Here is an 18,014-nt window from a genome sequence, read left to right as displayed (position 1 = left end):
CCGCCCCACTTGTGCGCGGAGCCGGCCGCGGCGGCCCAGCCCAGGGCCGCGAGGCCCGCGAGGATCGAACGCCGCGCCATGACTATTCCGGCCGCCAGGCCTCGTAGTCGCCGGTCGCCTTCTGGCGCTCGCCGCCACGGGCGATGGAGCCCTTGGGCCGCCAGGCGTGGACAGTACCGGTCAGGTTGGGGATGTGATCCCGCTCCCAGGCTTGGCGCTTCAGCGGCTCGAGGGTCGGGGGCTCCTCGAAGGTGTGGTGCAGCCAGCCGTGCCAGTCGGGCGAGACCTTGGAGGCCTCGGCATAGCCGTCGAAGATCACCCAGCGGCGCTTGCGGCCGTCATAGGAATCCTTGGTGTCCTTGGCTTCGTAGTACTTGTTGCCGTTCTCGTCCTGGCCGATGAAGACGCCGCGGCGACCCACTGTAAAACGGATGCCGATGGTCGCGCCGTTCCACCAGGTGAAGATATCTTTGAGCACGTTTGGGAGTTCCGGACAGAGCTACGAAGCGGGCGGACTATAGGTCCCGGGCCCTCGGGCGTCCAGCGACCCAAGCGTCGCAATATGTTGGGGATGGTCATGGCCGCGACCACAACATCTGTTGCTCGACAAGGCGGCTCTCCCTAGACTCGCGGCTTGGGAGAACCATGCATGCGTAGCGAGACGGCGAGGATCGAGCGACGGCTTCTGGAGCGCGCCGCGAGCGTCGCCGAGGTGCTGGCGCCCGCCTCCTGGACCGACGCGCGGGTCGAGGCCTGGCTCGACTGGCTGGACGAGACCCCCGACCTTCCCGCCGCCCTCTTCCGCTACGCCGAGGACCTGGTCCAGCGCGGCGACGTCGCCGGCCTGTTCGACTCGGCTCGCTCGCGCGGTGGATTCCGGCGCGACCTGGGCGCGGCCATGCTCTCGGGCCAGATGGCGATCTCCGCGCCCCGGCTCGGCCAGCGCATGCCGCTGGTCCAGGCCGCCGATGGCGAGTTCGCCGGCGCCCTGGTCACTCTGCGGGCCGAGCATCGCGGCCGGGCCATGGCCCGCGCGGCCATACGCGAGCTCACCACCCGGCTGCAGGCGGTCATGGACGCCATCCTGCGCTGCGAGGGCGACGCCGCCGCCTGCGCCGACGTCCGCGCCAACGCCAGCCTGGCCCGCGCCGCCGAGGCCGCCCGCGCGGCCGGCGCCACCGACGCCATGATCCTGGACGCCGTGGCCCTGGCCAGGGCCGGCGAGCACGACTGGTCGGCGCTCGAGCCCGTGTTCAGCGACGTGGACGGCCTGGAGCTGGTCTGCGTGGCGGGTGAGGAACCCGACGCCCGCATCGCCGTCGCCGCCTGGGAGACCGGCGCGGTGGCCGCCGTGTTCTCCGCCGAGGCCGGCCAGGCCGTGGCGCGCAGCTGGGGCGGGGTGCGGGGCGCGCTCAACGTCCTGGCCTTCGGCGCCGGACAGGATTTCGACGCGCCGGCCTTCGACGCCGCCGTGGCGCTGCTGGGCGTGGCCCTGGCCGCGGCGGCCGACGACCGGCCTGCGGCGCTTGGCCTCGCCGGCGTGGCCGACTGGCTGGTGGCCCAGGGCCTCGCTTATGATTCGCCGGCTGGACGCGGCGCGGCTCAGGATCTCTATCGGCGAGCCAGCTCCGCCCTGATCTCCAGTGGCGTGAAGCTGAACGGCGGCCTGGCGGTGTTCGACGATCCGGAGCTGGCCCTGCGGCTTGGCGGGGCCGGCGCCTCGGCCGCGCCCTGGCTCGGGCCGATCACCGTGGCCGAGACCGAAGACGGCGCTATCGCCCGCGTCCTGTCGGAGGCGAGCCTGCAGGGCCTCACCGTCCTGGGCGGTGACATCGCCCAGGCCCGGGCGCATCTGCTGGGCCGCCTGGACCTTTCCGAAGCCCCGGGGGTGAGCCACGCGGCCCTGCGCGCCAAGGGCTTCACCGACCACGAGATCGCCGCGGCCGAGGCCGCCCTGCCCTTCGCCACGCGGCTATCCGACGCTTTCGCCGCCATCGACGCCGGGTTCCTCTGCGACGTGCTGGGCGCCACCGACGCCGACCTGGCGGATCCCTCGTTCGACGTCCTGAAGCTCGCGGGTTTCGCCGACGCCGAGGTGGCCCAGGCCGAAGAGCACGCCCTGGGCTCAGGCGCGCTCGCCGAGGCTGAATTCCTGACCCCCGCCCAGCAGGCGGTGTTCCGCACCGCCGACGACCTGGGCCCACTTCCCTATTTCGCCCTGCTGGCGGCCATCCAGCCGGCCCTCTCGGCCCCCGCCATGCCGGACCTGGAGATGGAGTGGGACACCACCCCCACCGACGCCCGCGCCCTGATGAGCGCCGCGGCCCGCGCCGGCGTGACCGCCATCCGCGTCCGCCGCGCCCCGGCCCCCGCCGATCTGTCGCTGGACCTGCCCCGGGCTTCCGAGCCGCCGCCACGCGCCGCCCGCGACTTTGGTCCCGACGCCCAGGAGCGCCCGGCCCCGGAACGGATCGTCGAGCGCATCGTCGAGCGAGACCGCACCCGCCGCAAACTGCCCGACCGCCGCAAGGGCTATATCCAGAAGGCGGCGGTCGGCGGCCACAAAGTCTATCTGCACACCGGCGAGTATGACGACGGCGAGCTGGGCGAGATCTTCATCGACATGCACAAGGAAGGCGCGGCCTTCCGATCGCTGATGAACAACTTCGCTATCGGCATCTCCATCGGCCTGCAGTACGGCGTGCCGCTGGAGGAGTTCGTCGACGCCTTCGTGTTCACGCGGTTCGAGCCCGCCGGACCAGTCACCGGCAACGACTCAGTGCGCTCGGCGACGTCGATCCTGGACTACATCTTCCGGGAACTGGGCGTGTCCTATCTGGCCCGCGACGACCTCGCCAACGCCGATCCTGGGGAGCTGAACGCCGACGGCCTGGGACGCGGCAAGCTGGACGACGCCGAGGAGCACCTCGGCGAACCCCAACCTGCCAGCCATTTCATCTCCCGCGGCTTCGCCCGCGGCGCGGCGCCCGACAACCTGGTCTTCCTGCCCTCGGCCAAGGAACGCGGCCAGCCGCCGAACGCGCTCGAGGCCGATGTCTGCGCCGCCTGCGGCGACGTGGCCGTGGTGCGCAAGGGCGCCAGCCTGATCTGCGAGACCTGCGGCGTGCGGGCGGACGGTCACGGCGGGGACATGACCGGTTAGAGGGCCGATCAGCCGCGTTCACGATCAATCAGGTCTTAAAGCTTGGCCTGTAGACCTTGGCGGTCATCGGGTCGGAGACCGCCATGAAACCGCCGGTAGTTATGTTGGGCCTGGCCCTTCTCGTGGCGGCCGTTCCCGCGGCCGCTCAGAACAGCGGCCAGATCGCCCAGGCCCAGCGCGGCGCGAGCTGCCCCAAGTGCAACCTGTTCCAGGCCGACTTCACCGGACTGGAGGTCCAGGGCCGCAATTTCGCCGGCGCGCGCCTGCGCCAGTCGGATATGTCGCTGGCGGTCATGAACCGCACCAACTTCACCGGGGCCGACCTGCGCGACGTCGAGGCCTACGGGGCGGTGCTTTCCGGCGGCAATTTCTCCAGCGCCGATCTCACCCACGCCAACTTCGTGGGCGCCTATCTGGTGGGGTCGAATTTCACCGGCGCGAAGCTGGAGGGGACGAATTTTTCCGGCGCCAGCCTGAACGGCGCCAAAGGCTTGTCGCAAGCTCAACTCAATCGAGCGTGCGGCGATCCATCGACCGGCCTGCCGCCGGGCCTGAGGATCCCCGCTTGTTGAGAACGGTTCGCTAAGTTGCTGAGAATTACCGCGAATTAAGTAGCCTCTCGCGACTTGTGCAGGCACATCATCAGGTCATGGATCGTAGTACCCGACCCCTGACGCCCCGGTTCGCCGCCCTGCTGGCCGTGATCGCCGCCACCACCGCCTTCGCGCCCGGCCTGGCCAGCGCGGCCATCGGCGACAAGGACGTGGCCCGGATGGTTTCCTTCGGCGGCGCTTGCAGCCGCTGCGAGCTCTCCGGTCGCAAGCTCAACGGCGCCCAGTTCATGGGCGCGAACTTCTCCGGCTCGGCCCTGGTCGGCTCGGATTTGCGCGACGCGCGGTTCTTCGGTGCCAATTTCGCCGGCGCGGATCTATCGCGCGCCGATCTCTCCGAATCCGAGATGGTGGGCGCCAATTTCGCCTCCGCAGTGCTGGTCGACGCGCGGATGCGCTCGGTGGAGGCCAAGGGCGTCAACTTCGCCTCGGCCAACATGACCCGCGTCGACATGCGGGATTCCGAGGCCGTTGGTTCCAACTTCGCCAAGGCCAACATCTCGTCCGGCCGCTTCCAGGCCGCAGCCCTGAACGGCGTGAACCTGACCCGGGTGGACGCCCGCGGCGCCAGCTTCCGCGACGCGGAGCTGTCCGGCGCGACGATGTCCGGCGGCCGCTTCGACCAGGCCTCGTTCCGCGACGCAGACCTCGACGGGGCCAATCTGATCGGCTCCATCTTCACCGGAGCCGACTTCCGCGACGCCAGCCTGCGCCACGCCCACATCATCGGCGTCGATCTCTCTCGCGCCCAGGGCCTCGACCAGGAACAGATCGACGAAGCCTGCGGCGACGCCTCCACCAAGCTGCCGGCCGGCCTGACCGTGCGCTCGTGCAGCCGCAAGATCCGCTTCGTCGGCGCCCATCACGCACCGGTTCCGGCCGTCAAGGCCATGCCGGCGGTTCCGCCGGCTCCGCCGGCCCCGCCCGCGCCCCGCTATATCGTCGCGAACGACTAGGCGTCTCCGCCCGCGCCGTCAGACCTTGATCGGCGGCGCGAGCCGGACGTGCAGTTCCTTGAGCTGACGCTCCTCGACTTCCGACGGGGCGTTCATCAACAGGTCCTGGCCCTGCTGATTCAGCGGGAAGGCGATGACCTCGCGGATCGCCGTCTGACCGGCCAGCAGCATGACGATCCGGTCGATGCCAGGCGCCAGGCCTCCGTGCGGCGGCGCGCCGTGGCGGAAGGCGTTCAGCATGCCGCCGAACTGCTCCTCGACCACGTTGGAGCCGTAGCCGGCGACCTCGAAGGCCTTCAGCATCAACTCCGGACGGTGGTTCCGGATCGCGCCGGAGCACAGCTCGTAGCCGTTGCAGACGATGTCGTACTGATAGGCCAGGATCGACAGCGGATCCTGGGTCAGCAGGGCCTCCATCTCGCCCTGGGGCATTGAGAACGGGTTGTGCGAGAAGTCGACGCGCTTCTCATCCTCGTTCCACTCGAACATCGGGAAGTCGACGATCCAGACGAACTCGAAGCGATCCTCGTCGATCAGCTTCAGGTCGGTCCCGACCTTGGTCCGCGCATTGCCCGCGAACTTGGCGAAGGTCTTCGGATCGCCGGCCACGAAGAAGGCGGCGTCGCCCGCGCCCAGGCCGAGCTGGCCCATGACCGCGCCCGTGGCGTCCGGGCCGAGGTTCTTGGCGATCGGGCCGCCCCACCCGCCCTGGTCCTCGCTCCAGAAGATATAGCCGAGGCCCGGCTGGCCCTCGCCCTGGGCCCAGCTGTTCATGCGGTCGCAGAAGGCGCGGCTGCCGCCCTTCGGCGCCGGGATGGCCCAGACGGCGTTCTTGGCGTCCTCGAGGATGCGGGCGAACAGGCCGAAGCCGCCGCCGCGGAACCGCTCGGATACGTCCTGCATGATCAGCGGGTTGCGGGTGTCGGGCTTGTCGGTGCCGTACTTCTGCATGCTCTCCCGGTACGGGATGCGCGGGAATGGATAGGGCGTCACCGGCTTGCCGTCGGCGAACTCCTCGAACACGCCGTGCATCACCGGCTCGATGGCCGCGAACACGTCTTCCTGGGTGACGAAGCTCATCTCGACGTCGAGCTGGTAGAATTCCAGGCTGCGGTCGGCGCGCAGGTCCTCATCGCGGAAACAGGGCGCGATCTGGAAATAACGGTCGAAGCCCGAGACCATCAGCAGCTGCTTGAACTGCTGGGGCGCCTGGGGCAGCGCGTAGAACTTGGTCGGATGCAGGCGCGAGGGCACCAGGAAGTCGCGCGCGCCCTCCGGCGACGAGGCCGTCAGGATCGGCGTCTGGTACTCCAGGAAGCCCTGGCCGATCATGCGATTGCGGATCGAGTGGATGACCTTCGAGCGCAGGACGATGTTCTTGTGCAGGGTCTCGCGGCGCAGGTCGAGATAGCGGTGCTTCAGCCGGATCTCTTCGGGATAGTCCGGCTCCCCGAACACCGGCAGCGGCAGCTCGGCGGCTTCCGACAGCACCTCGACGGAGCGCACCCGCACCTCGACCTCGCCGGTGGGCAGGTTGGCGTTGATGGTCTCGGCCGAACGGGCGACGACCTCGCCGTCGATCCGGATCACGCTCTCGGCGCGCAGGCGCTCGATGATGTCGAAGCCGGGGGTCTCCGGGCTCATGACCAGCTGGGTCAGGCCGTAGTGGTCGCGCAGGTCGATGAAGACGAGACCGCCATGGTCGCGCTTACGGTGGATCCAGCCCGAAAGTCGGACGGTCTGACCCGTGTCGGCGGCGCGCAGGGCGCCCGCGGTATGGCTGCGGTAGGCGTGCATTTGGAGTCGCTTGGGCTCTGAAAATCGAGGCGCGGAAGGGCGCATGTAGGCCCCCGAAAGTCAAGGCGAGGCGCGCGTTCCGGCAGCTTGACCATCGCGCGAAGGGCGTGACAAATCGGCGTTTCCCCCGGCGCCTGCCGACTCCAACCGACGAGCCGCCGATGGACCCCGGTCCCGACCACGAGCACCACCACCATCACCATACCGGCCGCCGTTGGCTCGATATCGTCCTGGGCGTTTCGGCGATCGCGATCTCGGTGATCTCCCTGTTCGTCGCCGTCCACCACGGCAAGACCATGGAGCAGATGGTCGAGGCCACGACCTGGCCCTATGCCGATTTCGGTTTCAGCAACGGAGACCTCAGCGGCGGGCGCGACTTGACCCTAGTCCTCGTGAACTCCGGCGTGGGTCCCGCGAAGATCGAGAGCTTCGAGATCCTGTATGAGGGCCGCGCGCTCGCCAATGGCAGGGCCTTGATGAACGCCTGCTGTCAGCGAGACGGCGAGCCGCGCATCAAGTTCTCCACCTCCACGGTCACCGATCGTGTGCTTCCGGCTCGGGAGACGCTCGTCTTCCTGATTGCGAAGCCCGAGGTCCTGTCGGTCGAGCAAATGGCCCGCCTTCGCGCAACCGTGCCAAAGCTGAAGGCCCGCATCTGCTATTGCTCGGTCCTCCACGAGTGCTGGATCCGCGACAGCGACAAGCCACGGCCGGAGGAGACGAAGTCCTGCGCCGCGCCCAAGGTCCCATACGACGACAGGTAGGGCGCGCCCGAAGAGCTATTTCTTCGGATCAACCAGGGCCTGATAGACCAGGGTCCGCGACAGGCCGCCCAGGTCACCCGCGCCGCCATAATGCTGGATCATGCCGACGAAGATCACGTCGTTGGTGGGATCGACCCAGAACCAGGTCCCGGCCGCCCCGCCCCAACTCATGGTCCCCTTGCCTTCCAGGGAGCCGGCCCGTCGCGGATCGTTGACCACCATGACGTCGAGCCCGAAGCCGATCGATTCATTGAAGAACGAGGCGGCCGAGCCGTTGGAGGTCACCAGGGCCGCGGCGGGGATCTGGTTGGTCCCCATCATCTCCACCGAGGCCGGCGACAGGATCCGCGCGCCGTCCAGCTCGCCGCCATTGGCCATCATCTGGGCGAAGCGCGCGTAGTCGGCCGTGGTCCCGACCAGGCCGCCGCCGCCCGACTCCATGAGCGGCGGCTTGGTGAAGTCCTGCACCTGGGGATTGTCGGGACCGACCACGGCCTCGACCACCTGCTTGGTCTTGGGATCCTCCCCATAGACGGCGGCCAGGCGCGCGACCTTGTCGGCCGGCGTCATGAAGGCGGTGTCGGTCATCTTCAGCGGCTTGAAGATGCGGCTCTCCATGAACTGGCCGAGAGTCTGGCCAGACAGCCGCTCGACGATGGCGCCCTGCAGATCGACGGCGACGCTGTAGGACCAGCGCTCTCCGGGCTGGAACAGCAGCGGCAGGCCGGCCACCTTGGTGGTCAGGTCCTTGAGGCCGTTGGAGCCCAGCACCTGCTGTTCCTGGTACATCTTGTCCACCGGGTGGCGGTCCGACAGGCCATAGCCAAAGCCCGCCGTGTGGCTCATCAGCTCGCGCATGGTGGGCGCACGCCGGACCGGCTCCAGGGTCGGCTGACCCTTGCTGTCGAGGCCCTTCCAGACCTTCAGGTCCTTCAACTCGGGCAAGAACTTGGTGACCGGGTCATCCAGCCGCCAGCGGCCCTCCTCGAACAGGATCATCATGGCCACGCCGGTGATCGGCTTGGTCATGGAATAGATGCGGAAAATGGCGTCCTTCCGCATCGGCTGTCCGGTGGCCGTACTCATCTTGCCATAGGTGTTGGTCGCCACGACCTGGCCGTGACGGGCCAGCAGGGTCTGCATCCCCACCACCCGGCCGTCGGCCACGGCCTTGGCCATGGCGTCGTCCAGTTTCTTCAGCCGCTGGGAGTCGAAGCCCACCGATTCGGGACTGGCGGCGGCCGTCAGAGCCGAGGCGCGGGCGTGGGCGCCCGGTGCGGCCGTCAGGCTGAGCGTCACGACCGCGAAAGCAGTCGCAAGCAGATGGACGCCGCGCGTCATGATGTTTTCCCGCCGGTTTTCCTGTTGCGCGGAGCTTAGCCCGCGGGCGGTAAGGCGGACCAGCCTCGAACCTTCGCTTCGACTCGACCTCAGATCGCGAGCGAAGCGCGGATTTTGTTCAAATATAGGTCGAACTAAGGGCAACTGTGTTCAGCATAGTGGAATATTTGCTGGTTGTACGGAAACATTTTCGATCTCATCGGTTGTATGATCAAAGTGAGAACGCGGATATGGCAGATCATACCATAATATTTGTCGATGATGATTTCATATGTAATCTAGACATCTGCGAAATACTCCGCGAAGCGGACTTCAATGTGGTGACGACCTATTGCGCTTCCGCAGCGTTCGAGGCCATCTCCACCGGCGCGCATTTGTCCGGTTTGGTGACGGACATCGACCTTGGGCCCGGGGCCGACGGGTTCGAGGTCGCTCGCCGCGCCCGCGCCGCCTATCCCGACCTGCCGATCATCTACATCTCGGGGACCGCGGCCGCGCGGCATGCCTTCGAGGGGGTCGCCGACTCGACCTTCCTGTCCAAACCCTGCCCACCCCAGCAGATCGTCGCGGCGTTGAATCGCGCGATCCGGCTGGAGGCGGTCTGAGCGCTCCGCCGAGCCGACCTGGTGATCTGGATCTACCGGCCTATTTCGGCTTGAACCGCTTGCTGGTCGGGAAGCCCTTGGGCGCCAGCTTGCCGGCGGCGGCCCGCTTGGCCAGCCAATCGCGCCATTCGCCCCAGACACGGGTGCGGCCGGCGGTGTCGATCCAGGTGGCCCCCTCCTCGGCCTTGAACACGATAGCGTCGCGCAGTCCGCCCTCGCGGTAGGACTGCAGCTTGACGCCCTTGCCGCGCGGCATTTCCGGCAGTTCGGCCATGGGGAAGATCAGGATCTTGCCGTTGTCGCCGATGACCCCCAGATGGTCGCCGGTGGCCGGCAGGGCGAAGGCCGCCCCCTTGGCGCCGGCGTTCAGCACCTGCTTGCCGGCGCGGCGGAAGGAGATCGCCTCCTCCTCGGGCAGGACGAAGCCATAACCCTCCTTCGAGGCGATGACCCGCTTGGTTCCAGGCCGGTGCGGGAAGACGTCAACGATGGCGGTCTTGTCGTCCAGGTCCAGCATCAGCCGCAGCGGCTCGCCGTGGCCGCGTGCCGACGGAAGCTTGTCACAGGGGATGGTGAAGAACCGGCCGTCTGAGGCGAAGATCAGCAGCTTGTCTGTGGTCTCGGCGGGGACCACGAAGCCGTGCTTGTCGCCTTCCTTGTATTTGAGCTCCGACGGGTCCTCGACCTTGCCCTTGGCCGCCCGGATCCAGCCGCGGTCGGAGAGGATCACGGTGATCGGCTCGCGTACGATCATCGCCTCGATGGCGGCGTCGGCGTCGACCGTGGGGGCGTCCTCGAAGATCGAGCGGCGGCGACCCAGTTCGGTGTCGGGACCCAGGACCTTGCGGACGGCCTTCAGGCCGTGGCCGACCAGCTTCCACTGCTGCTTGTCGGAGGCCAGCATGGTCATCAGGCCGTCGCGTTCCTCGGCCAGCTCGGCATGCTCGCGGCGGAGCTCCATCTCCTCCAGCTTGGCCAACTGGCGCAGGCGGGTGTTGAGGATGGCGTCGGCCTGCAGCTCCGAAAGCGCGAAGGCCTCGATCAGCTTGGCCTTGGGATCGTCCTCGTAGCGGACGATGCGGATCACCTCATCCAGGTTGAGGTAGGCGATCAGCAGGCCGTCGAGGATGTGCAGCCGGGCCTCGATCTTGCCCAGCCGGTGCCGGGCGCGGCGCACCAGCACCTCGCGGCGGTGATCCAGGAAGGCCTGCAGGGCCTGGCGCAGGCCCATGACGCCGGGCGATCCGCGGGCGTCCAGCACGTTCATATTGACCGGGAATCGGGTCTCCAGCGCCGAGAGCTTGAACAGGCTCTCCATCAGGACCTCGGGCTCGACATTGCGGCTCTTGGGCTCGAGGACCAGGCGCACGTCCTCGGCGCTCTCGTCGCGCACGTCGCCCAGCAGCGGCGCCCGTTTGTTCTCGATCAGCTCGGCGAGCTGCTCGACCAGGTCGGCCTTCTTCACCTGGTAGGGAATCTCGGTGATGACGATCTGGTAGGTCCCGCGACCGCCGTCCTCCTTTTCCCAGCGCGCCCGCACCCGCACCCCGCCCCGGCCGGTGGCGTAGGTCTCGATCATCGAGGCCTTGGACTCGACGATGACCCCGCCGGTCGGGAAGTCCGGCCCCAGGACGTGTTCGGCCAGTTGCTCGGTGGAGGCCTCGGGATTGTCCAGCAGCAGCAGGCAGGCGTCGATCAGCTCGGCGGCGTTGTGCGGCGGGATCGAGGTGGCCATGCCCACGGCGATGCCGCTGGAGCCGTTGGCCAGCAGATTGGGGAAGCCGGTGGGCAGGACGACGGGCTCTTCGTCCTGGCTGTCATAGGTGGGCTTGAAGTCGACGGCGTCTTCGTCGATGCCGTCCAGCAGCAGCATGGCCGCGGCCGTCAGCTTGGCCTCGGTGTAGCGCATGGCGGCGGGGTTATCGCCGTCGATATTGCCGAAATTGCCCTGGCCGTCGACCAGCGGATAACGCTGGGAAAACTCCTGGGCCATGCGCACCAGGGTGTCGTAGATCGACTGGTCCCCGTGCGGGTGATAGCCGCCCATCACCTCACCGACGACCTTGGCGCACTTGCGGGCCGCGTTCTCGGGATTAAGGCGCATCTCGCGCATGGCGTAGAGCACGCGGCGCTGCACGGGCTTCAGGCCGTCGCGCACATCGGGCAAGGCCCGGTCGGTGATCACAGAGAGGGCGTAGGCGAGATAGCGCCGCGACAGGGCCTCGGTCAGCGGCTCGTCGATGATGCGGGCGCCGTCCCCGTCGCCGGGCGGCTGGGTAAGAACTGTCATGTCGAATCGGACCTAAGGAGTTGTCCCTTTCTAGCCGCCCGCGCGGGCGGCGTCCCCGCGACGGATGGACTCTTCACAGCGATCTCTTCAGTTCCGCCACCCCGAACAGCACCAGGACCGCGCCGGAGATCCGATCGATCCACCGGCGGGCCCTCGGACCAATGGCGTGGCGGCTGAGGCCCATGGCGCCGACCAGGGCGCACCACCACAGCATCGAGCCCGCGAACACGCCGGCCACGGTGAGAACCGCGCCCAGGGCCGAGAACCCGTCCGCCGGCGCGAGCGCCGCGAAGATCGCCGCGAACATGATAATGGTCGGCGGATTGGTCAGGGTCAGCAGCGCCGAGCCCGCGAAGAGCGCCAGCGGCGCGCCGTCGGGCCGCACGGCCGCTTCGGCTTCCGGCTTGCGGCGGAAGGCCTTCAGTCCCAGCCAGATCAGGAACAGGCCCGCAGCCAGGTGCAGCGGCTTCTGATGCGCCAGCATGAAGGCCGAGACCCCCGCCAGGCCGAGCGCCGCGACGCCGGCGAAGATCGCGTCGCCCACGGCGATCCCGGCTCCGGTGGCGAGCCCCTGCCCCCAGCCGCGGGTGAGCGTCCGGCGCATGCAGAGCAGGCTCATGGGGCCGACGGGCGCGGCGACCGCCAGGCCGACGCCGAGGGATTTCAGATAGAGGGGCAGAGCGTCCATGTTCGACTCTTCGAAGGTTGGAAAAGCAAAAGACCCCGCCGACGGGGTCGGCGGGGTCTTTGGTCGCTGATGGCCTTGGCGGTTCGGCTAGGCCGTCATCCGCACGCACAGCTCCGCCCCGCCGCCTTGGCGACGTTGTTGGGAGACCTGATGCTGGTAGGTGCGAACCATGGGCCCAGGATAGCGGCGCTTGGCGCGCCCATCCACCCCCCCGACTAGAGTCTTTGCGCCTCGTTCAACCGGTCCACCAACCACACCCGGGCCGGCGGCAGCGGGCGGTTCAAGGGACCGAACACGAACAGCTCCAGGAAATGGGCGGTCAGGTCGAGGCCGGCGCGGACGTCGCCCTCCGACAAACCGCCCTGGGACGACAGCATGAACGGCGGCAGGGCCAACAGGCGATCCTTGTAGGGCTCGCCCGCCGCGCGGCAGACGGCCCGGCCGGTGCGCGGGCTGACATAGATCAGGTCGTCCACCGCCCCGGTGGACGCGCACTTGGAGAGGTCGAGGCCGAATCCCAGGTCCTGCAGCAGGCCGGCCTCGAAGCGCACGAAGATCGCCGGCCAGATGTCGGGCGCGAGCAGCGACTGGGACAGGGCCTCGAAGGCCAGGAAGGCTCCGGGGTGGGGCTCGCGCTCCGGCAACGCCGCGGCGGCCACGGCGGCGGCGGCCGAGAGTCCGGCCAGCGCCAGGGGATCGTCGAACAGCACCGAAGGCCCCTCGCCCACCGGCTCCAGGGCCGCCGAGCCCAGCTGGTCGGACATCCGCGAGCGGTATTGCAGGATCACCCGCGCCCCGGCCTGCAGAAAGGGCTTCATTCGGCGAGACGCCCCTCCGGCCACGTGGGCGGCGTACTTGCCGTGCCGCGCGGTCAGCAGTTCGACGATGGCCCCCGTCTCGCCATGGGCGCGGGCCGAAAGGACATAGGCGTCGTCTTCGAATTCCATCGCGTCAGGCGTCGAAATCCAGGCCCACATCGCCGTAGAACTCGCGCTTGTCGGCCCAGCGTTCATCGACCTTCACGTGGATGAACAGGTGCACCGGCCGGTCCAAGAGCTCGATCAGCTCCTCGCGGGACTTCTGGCCGATCCATTTCAGGGTCTGGCCGTTCTTGCCCAGGATGATCGGGCGCTGGCTCTCGCGCTCCACATAGATCTGCTGCTCGATGCGCACCGAGCCATCCTTGCGCTCCTCGAAGGCGGTGGTCTCGACGGCCGCCGCATAGGGCAGCTCCTCGTGGACGCGCAGGAACAGCTTCTCGCGGGTGATCTCGGCGGCCAGCAGGCGCGCCGGCAGGTCGGCGGTCTGTTCCTCCGGATAGAGCCAGTGGCCTTCCGGCATCAGCTCGGCCAGCCGGGCCTTGAGGTCGTCGACCCCCTGGCCGTCGGCGGCGGAGATCATGAAGACCTCGGAATAGACGCCGGTGTCGAACAGGCGCTGCGACAGGCCCAGCAAGCGGTCGCGGCGCATGCCGTCGATCTTGTTGAGCGCCAGTATGGCCTTCTTGCCCGCAGCCTTCAGGCCATCGACTATGGACTCGACGTCGATGGCCGAGCGTTTGTCGGCCGACTTGGCGCCCGGCTCGGCGGCGGCCAGCTCGGCCACGGAATCGACCAGATGGACGATGCAGTCGGCCTCCTGGGCCCCGCCCCAGGCCGAGCGGACCATGGCCCGGTCCAGCCGACGGCGCGGCGCGAAGATGCCGGGGGTGTCGACCAGGATGATCTGGGCCTCGCCGGCCATGGCCACGCCGCGCACGGGGAAGCGCGTGGTCTGGACCTTCTGGGTGACGATCGAGACCTTGGCCCCCACCAGGCGGTTGGTCAGGGTCGACTTGCCCGCATTGGGGGCGCCGATGATCGCGGCGAAGCCGGCGCGGGTGGTCATAAGGTGTCTTCTCGTTTCAACAACATGGCCATGGCCGCGGCTTTCTCCGCTTCCTGGCGCGACCGGCCCTCGGCCAGTTCGGGTTCGTGGTCGCCGACGCTCACCGAGACAGTGAAGCAGGGCGCGTGGTCGGGTCCGGTACGGTTTACCACCTTATAGGCCGGAAGCGGCATGCCGCGCGCCTGGGCCCATTCCTGAAGCTGGGTCTTGGGATCCTTGATGCGCGGTTCGTCCAGCCGGCTGAACTCCTCGGCCCAGAACTCCAGGAAGAAGGTCCGCGCCAGGTCCAGCCCGCCTTCCACATAGAGTGCGCCCATCAGGGCCTCGCAGGCGTCGCCGAGGACCGTGTCGTTCTCGCGGGCGCCGATCTTGCTGGCGGAGGGCGCCAGCCGAAGGGCCTCGGCCAGGCCGATCCGCCGGGAGACCCGGGCGCAGGCGTGATAGTTCACCAGCGCGGCCATCAGCCGGCTCATCTCGCCCTCGCGGGCCTCGAGGTCGAGCGCCATCAGCCGCTCGGCGGCCAGCAGGTTCAGCACCCGGTCGCCCAGGAACTCCAGGCGCTCGTAGTGCCGGACCTTGGTCGCCCCGTCGCCCACGCTGGCATGGGTGAGCGCCCGTTCCAGGAGATCGCGATCACGGAAGACGTGGCCGATGCGGCCTTCGAGTTCGGCGACCGCGGCCAATCTTCTATTCACTTTAGGTGGCGTCTATTCACTTGAGGACTTGGAAGAACCGGCTGGGTCGAGCATCCAGGAACCAGGTCCACGGCTTGAAGATCGAGGCTTCCTTGTTCCAGGACAGCATGATGATCTGGGCCTTGCCCACCAGGTTCTCGGCGGGCACGAAGCCCACGCCGATCTCGGACGGCACGCGGCTGTCCAGCGAATTGTCGCGGTTGTCGCCCATGAAGAAGTAGTGGCCTTCCGGCACCACGAAGACGTCGGTCTTGTCGACCTCGCCGTCCGGGCCGAAGTCGTAGGTCACGAATTCCTTGCCGTTCGGGAAGGTCTCCTTGAAACGCTCGACACTGCGGGTGAAGCCGTAGCCCGAGTCGATCATCACCGGAGGCAGGGCCTCGCTCGGCACCGGCTTCTCGTTCAGATAGAGCTTGCCGTCGCGCATCTGGATGCGGTCACCCGGCAGGCCGACCAGGCGCTTGATATAGTCGGTGCGGCCGTCACGCGGCAGCTTGAAGACCACGATGTCGCCCCGCTGCGGCGCGCGTTCCATGATCCGGCCCGTGAAGATCGGCGGGCTGAACGGGATCGAGTGGCGGGAATAGCCATACGAGAACTTCGAGACGATGATGTAGTCGCCTTCCAGCAGGGTCGGCTCCATCGAGGCCGACGGAATGGTGAAGGGCTGGAAGAACAGCACGCGCAGGAACAGCGCGATCAGCAGGGCGTAGGCGACCGTTTTCACGATCTCCACGAACTCGTTCACCGCGCCGGATTTTTCCGGGGCCGCGGCGGTTTGCGCCTGTTCGGTCATCAACAACGTCCTGACAGATGTCCGGGCTTCGGACAGTGAGCCTAGCTAGACGCTGCTTACGCAAGGAGCAAGCCAGAGGCCCGTGAACTCTGTGTCACGAGGCCTCCGCATTTCGACGCAGCCGGCGGTTGCGAAGGCGGCTCCGGCGGAAGTGGTCTGGCCCGACACGCCAAGGCGGACCATTGCGGCCAAGCCGCGATGCCCTATCTAGTCGCCGGATGACTCGTCCCGCCCTGCCCTGGTTGCATGTCCTGCTCGCCCTGGCCGTGGTTGCGGTCTGGGGCACCAATTTCGTGGTCATCCGCATCGGGTTGGACCACCTGCCGCCCCTGACCTTCGCGCTGCTGCGCTTCACCTTCGCCCTGCTGCCGGCAGTGTTCTTCCTGAAGAAGCCCGACGTGCCCTGGCGCAACCTGGCGGCCTACGGGATGCTGATCGGAGCGGGTCAGTTCGGCCTGCTCTACATCGCCATCAACGGCCACATCTCGCCGGGCCTGGCCTCGCTGGTGGTCCAGACCCAGGTGTTCTTCACCATCGGCCTGGCCATGTGGATCGCCAAGGAGCGCATCCGGACCTTCCAGATCGTGGCCCTGGCCCTGGCTGCGATCGGCCTGCTGGTCATCGTCGCCCATACCGACGCCAGCGTGACCCCGCTGGGCCTGGGCCTGGTGCTACTGGCCGCGGCCAGCTGGGCGGGCGGCAACGCCTTCTCAAAGGCCGCAGGCCAGGTGAACATGTTGTCCTACGTGGTCTGGGCCAGCCTGTTCTCCCTGCCGCCCCTGCTGATCCTGGCCCTGGTGTTCGAAGGCCCGGCCGCCATGATCCAGGGTGTCCAGGCGGCCGACGCGGCCACCTGGGGCGCGGTGATCTGGCAATCGGTGGGCAACACCCTGTTCGGCTACGCGGCCTGGGGCTGGCTGCTCTCGCGCCACCCGGCGGCGACCATTACGCCCATGGCCATGCTGGTGCCGGTGTTCGGCATGGGCGCCTCGGCGCTCTGGCTGGGCGAGTCCCTGCCCGACTGGAAGCTGCTGGCCGCGGGCCTGGTGATGAGCGGCCTGGCGCTCAACATCTTCTGGCCGGCCATGGAGCGGCGTCTGGCCCAGGCCTAGCCGCCGCAGGCCGCGGCGCGACCTAGCAGGAATTCTCTCTCCCGCGCGTTGCGGCTGAAACCAGCGGCGCGCTCGAACTGCTCCTTGGCTTCGGCCAGCCGGCCGGCCCGGAACAGGAAGTCCCCCTTGGCCGCCGGCAGGGGCGCATAGTTGCGCAGGGCGGCGGCCTCCGCGATCTCCTCGACGAGGGCCAGGCCGGCCTCCGGCCCGAAGGCCATGCTGTAGGCCACGGCCCGATTGAGATCGACCACCGGCGAGGGCATCACCCCCCTGAGCCTGTCATAGAGCGCCGCCATGCGCTTCCAATCGGTGTCCTCCACCCTACGCGCCCGCGCATGGCAGGCCGCCAGCGCGGCCTGCAGGGCATAGGGCCCATCGCCGCCGCCCAGGGCTTCGGCGCGCTCCAGGGCCGCCAGGCCGCGGCGGATCAGCAGCTGGTCCCAGCGGGCGCGGTTCTGCTCCGTCAGCGGAACCGGCGCGCCGTCCGGCGCCGTGCGGGCGGCCAGGCGCGAGGCCTGGATCTCCATCAAGGCCAGCAGGCCGAAGACCTCGGGCTCATTGGGCGCCAGGCGGACCAGGATGCGGCCCAGCCGCTGGGCCTCGGCGCAGAGCGCCGGACGGATCAGGTCCTCGCCGGCCGTGGCGAAATAGCCCTCGTTGAAGATCAGGAAGATGACCTCCAGCACCGAGGCGAGGCGCGCCTCCCGCGCCTGGGCGCGGGGGATCTCGAAAGCCTCGCCCGATGCGCCGAGCGTCCGCTTGGCTCGGACGATGCGCTGGGCGATGGTCGCCTCGTTGGAGAGGAAGGCGCGGGCGATCTCGTCGGTGGTCAGCCCGCCGATCAGCCGCAGGGTGAGGGCCACCCGCGCCTCCGTGGACAGGACCGGATGGCAGGCGGTGAACATCAGGCTCAGGAGCTCGTCGCCGATGTCGTCGTCCATGGTCGCTTCGATGTCTTCGACGCCGACGGCGCCTTCGTCCTCCAGGTCCCGGCCGATCTCGGCGTGCTTGCGCGCGAGCATCTTGTTGCGGCGGAACCCGTCGATGGCCCGGCGTTTGGCCGCGGCCATCAGCCAGGCGCCGGGATTTTTCGGCACACCGGTCTTCGGCCATTCCGACAGGGCGGTGACCAGGGCGTCCTGGGCCAGCTCCTCGGCCTGGCCCACGTCGCGCACCATCCGGGCCAGGCCCGCGATAAGCCTGGCCCTTTCGATCCGGAAGACCGTCTCAATCGCCTGATGGGTCTCGCTCGCCGCCACGTTTCCAGCTTAGGGAGACGCCAAGCGGCAAGGCAAGTCACGGCCCGCCC

The 18,014-nt window shown here is 68.4% G+C and carries 16 protein-coding genes; 6 read left to right on the top strand and 10 right to left on the bottom strand.

Annotated features, from left to right (window positions below):
• Nucleotides 1-82: 82 nt before the first annotated feature.
• Nucleotides 83-478 (bottom strand): NADH:ubiquinone oxidoreductase subunit NDUFA12, encoded by a 396-nt coding sequence (locus V6M51_RS00920; protein WP_305674480.1) that lies wholly within the window; start codon nt 476-478, stop codon nt 83-85.
• Nucleotides 479-649: 171 nt separating this feature from the next.
• Here V6M51_RS00920 and V6M51_RS00915 point away from each other — a divergent pair, with 171 nt between their 5' ends.
• The 3 genes from V6M51_RS00915 to V6M51_RS00905 all read left to right on the top strand — a co-directional run bounded on the left by V6M51_RS00915 (nt 650) and on the right by V6M51_RS00905 (nt 4,730).
• Nucleotides 650-3,163: a TSCPD domain-containing protein gene (locus V6M51_RS00915; RefSeq protein ID WP_332763819.1), complete on the top strand. Its 2,514-nt coding sequence runs from the start codon at nt 650-652 to the stop codon at nt 3,161-3,163.
• A gap of 83 nt (nt 3,164-3,246) precedes the next feature.
• Nucleotides 3,247-3,735: a pentapeptide repeat-containing protein gene (locus tag V6M51_RS00910; RefSeq protein WP_332763818.1), complete on the top strand. Its 489-nt coding sequence runs from the start codon at nt 3,247-3,249 to the stop codon at nt 3,733-3,735.
• A 77-nt stretch (nt 3,736-3,812) separates the two neighbouring features.
• On the top strand, nt 3,813-4,730 hold the full coding sequence (locus V6M51_RS00905) for a pentapeptide repeat-containing protein (protein ID WP_332763817.1): 918 nt from the start codon (nt 3,813-3,815) through the stop codon (nt 4,728-4,730).
• An 18-nt stretch (nt 4,731-4,748) separates the two neighbouring features.
• On the opposite strand, the gene aspS is transcribed toward V6M51_RS00905, so the two are convergent.
• Nucleotides 4,749-6,527, bottom strand: a complete 1,779-nt coding sequence (gene aspS / locus V6M51_RS00900) for an aspartate--tRNA ligase (protein ID WP_332763816.1) — start codon at nt 6,525-6,527, stop codon at nt 4,749-4,751.
• A 161-nt stretch (nt 6,528-6,688) separates the two neighbouring features.
• Here aspS and V6M51_RS00895 point away from each other — a divergent pair, with 161 nt between their 5' ends.
• Nucleotides 6,689-7,291 (top strand): hypothetical protein, encoded by a 603-nt coding sequence (locus V6M51_RS00895; RefSeq protein WP_332763814.1) that lies wholly within the window; start codon nt 6,689-6,691, stop codon nt 7,289-7,291.
• 15 nt (nt 7,292-7,306) lie between these two features.
• On the opposite strand, the gene V6M51_RS00890 is transcribed toward V6M51_RS00895, so the two are convergent.
• On the bottom strand, nt 7,307-8,632 hold the full coding sequence (locus V6M51_RS00890; protein WP_332763812.1) for a serine hydrolase domain-containing protein: 1,326 nt from the start codon (nt 8,630-8,632) through the stop codon (nt 7,307-7,309).
• 230 nt (nt 8,633-8,862) lie between these two features.
• Here V6M51_RS00890 and V6M51_RS00885 point away from each other — a divergent pair, with 230 nt between their 5' ends.
• Nucleotides 8,863-9,237, top strand: coding sequence for a response regulator (locus V6M51_RS00885; protein WP_332763810.1), 375 nt, complete (start codon nt 8,863-8,865; stop codon nt 9,235-9,237).
• Between the two features lie 40 nt (nt 9,238-9,277).
• Here V6M51_RS00885 and parC read toward each other — a convergent pair whose 3' ends face one another.
• The 6 genes from parC to lepB form a co-directional block, all read right to left on the bottom strand.
• Nucleotides 9,278-11,527, bottom strand: coding sequence for a DNA topoisomerase IV subunit A (gene parC, locus V6M51_RS00880; RefSeq protein WP_332763808.1), 2,250 nt, complete (start codon nt 11,525-11,527; stop codon nt 9,278-9,280).
• A 73-nt stretch (nt 11,528-11,600) separates the two neighbouring features.
• Complete coding sequence (locus V6M51_RS00875; protein ID WP_332763806.1) at nt 11,601-12,215, bottom strand: LysE family translocator; 615 nt, start codon at nt 12,213-12,215, stop codon at nt 11,601-11,603.
• Nucleotides 12,216-12,430: 215 nt separating this feature from the next.
• Complete coding sequence (recO, locus tag V6M51_RS00870; RefSeq protein WP_332763804.1) at nt 12,431-13,162, bottom strand: DNA repair protein RecO; 732 nt, start codon at nt 13,160-13,162, stop codon at nt 12,431-12,433.
• A gap of 4 nt (nt 13,163-13,166) precedes the next feature.
• Complete coding sequence (gene era, locus V6M51_RS00865) at nt 13,167-14,102, bottom strand: GTPase Era (protein WP_332763802.1); 936 nt, start codon at nt 14,100-14,102, stop codon at nt 13,167-13,169.
• Nucleotides 14,099-14,797 carry a ribonuclease III gene (rnc, locus tag V6M51_RS00860; RefSeq protein WP_332763800.1) on the bottom strand — a complete coding sequence of 233 codons (699 nt, stop codon included), beginning with the start codon at nt 14,795-14,797 and terminating at the stop codon, nt 14,099-14,101. The genes era and rnc overlap by 4 nt, the downstream gene beginning before the upstream one ends.
• Nucleotides 14,798-14,813: 16 nt before the next feature.
• The gene (gene lepB / locus V6M51_RS00855; RefSeq protein ID WP_332763798.1) at nt 14,814-15,593 is read right to left on the bottom strand and encodes a signal peptidase I; all 780 of its coding nucleotides are present in this window, start codon (nt 15,591-15,593) and stop codon (nt 14,814-14,816) included.
• 218 nt (nt 15,594-15,811) lie between these two features.
• On the opposite strand from lepB, the gene V6M51_RS00850 reads away from it, so the two are divergent.
• Nucleotides 15,812-16,705: an EamA family transporter gene (locus tag V6M51_RS00850; RefSeq protein ID WP_332763797.1), complete on the top strand. Its 894-nt coding sequence runs from the start codon at nt 15,812-15,814 to the stop codon at nt 16,703-16,705.
• On the opposite strand, the gene V6M51_RS00845 is transcribed toward V6M51_RS00850, so the two are convergent.
• On the bottom strand, nt 16,702-17,964 hold the full coding sequence (locus V6M51_RS00845) for an RNA polymerase sigma factor (RefSeq protein ID WP_332763795.1): 1,263 nt from the start codon (nt 17,962-17,964) through the stop codon (nt 16,702-16,704). The two genes, V6M51_RS00850 and V6M51_RS00845, sit on opposite strands and share 4 nt — an antisense overlap.
• Between the last annotated feature and the right edge of the window lie 50 nt (nt 17,965-18,014).

Origin of the sequence: Phenylobacterium sp., assembly GCF_036677185.1 — a bacterium.
In the GTDB taxonomy this organism is placed as follows: Bacteria; Pseudomonadota; Alphaproteobacteria; order Caulobacterales; family Caulobacteraceae; genus Phenylobacterium.
Note: the sequence above shows the minus strand (reverse complement) of the source record. Positions and strands in the feature narration are given on the sequence as shown.

Coding starts and splice junctions, on each gene's coding strand:
- V6M51_RS00915 (WP_332763819.1), top strand. CDS start 650: ATGCGTAGCGAGACGGCGAGGATCGAGCGACGGCTTCTGGAGCGCGCC.
- V6M51_RS00910 (WP_332763818.1), top strand. CDS start 3,247: ATGAAACCGCCGGTAGTTATGTTGGGCCTGGCCCTTCTCGTGGCGGCC.
- V6M51_RS00905 (WP_332763817.1), top strand. CDS start 3,813: ATGGATCGTAGTACCCGACCCCTGACGCCCCGGTTCGCCGCCCTGCTG.
- aspS (WP_332763816.1), bottom strand. CDS start 6,527: ATGCACGCCTACCGCAGCCATACCGCGGGCGCCCTGCGCGCCGCCGAC.
- V6M51_RS00895 (WP_332763814.1), top strand. CDS start 6,689: ATGGACCCCGGTCCCGACCACGAGCACCACCACCATCACCATACCGGC.
- V6M51_RS00890 (WP_332763812.1), bottom strand. CDS start 8,632: ATGACGCGCGGCGTCCATCTGCTTGCGACTGCTTTCGCGGTCGTGACG.
- V6M51_RS00885 (WP_332763810.1), top strand. CDS start 8,863: ATGGCAGATCATACCATAATATTTGTCGATGATGATTTCATATGTAAT.
- parC (WP_332763808.1), bottom strand. CDS start 11,527: ATGACAGTTCTTACCCAGCCGCCCGGCGACGGGGACGGCGCCCGCATC.
- V6M51_RS00875 (WP_332763806.1), bottom strand. CDS start 12,215: ATGGACGCTCTGCCCCTCTATCTGAAATCCCTCGGCGTCGGCCTGGCG.
- recO (WP_332763804.1), bottom strand. CDS start 13,162: ATGGAATTCGAAGACGACGCCTATGTCCTTTCGGCCCGCGCCCATGGC.
- era (WP_332763802.1), bottom strand. CDS start 14,102: ATGACCACCCGCGCCGGCTTCGCCGCGATCATCGGCGCCCCCAATGCG.
- lepB (WP_332763798.1), bottom strand. CDS start 15,593: ATGACCGAACAGGCGCAAACCGCCGCGGCCCCGGAAAAATCCGGCGCG.
- V6M51_RS00850 (WP_332763797.1), top strand. CDS start 15,812: ATGACTCGTCCCGCCCTGCCCTGGTTGCATGTCCTGCTCGCCCTGGCC.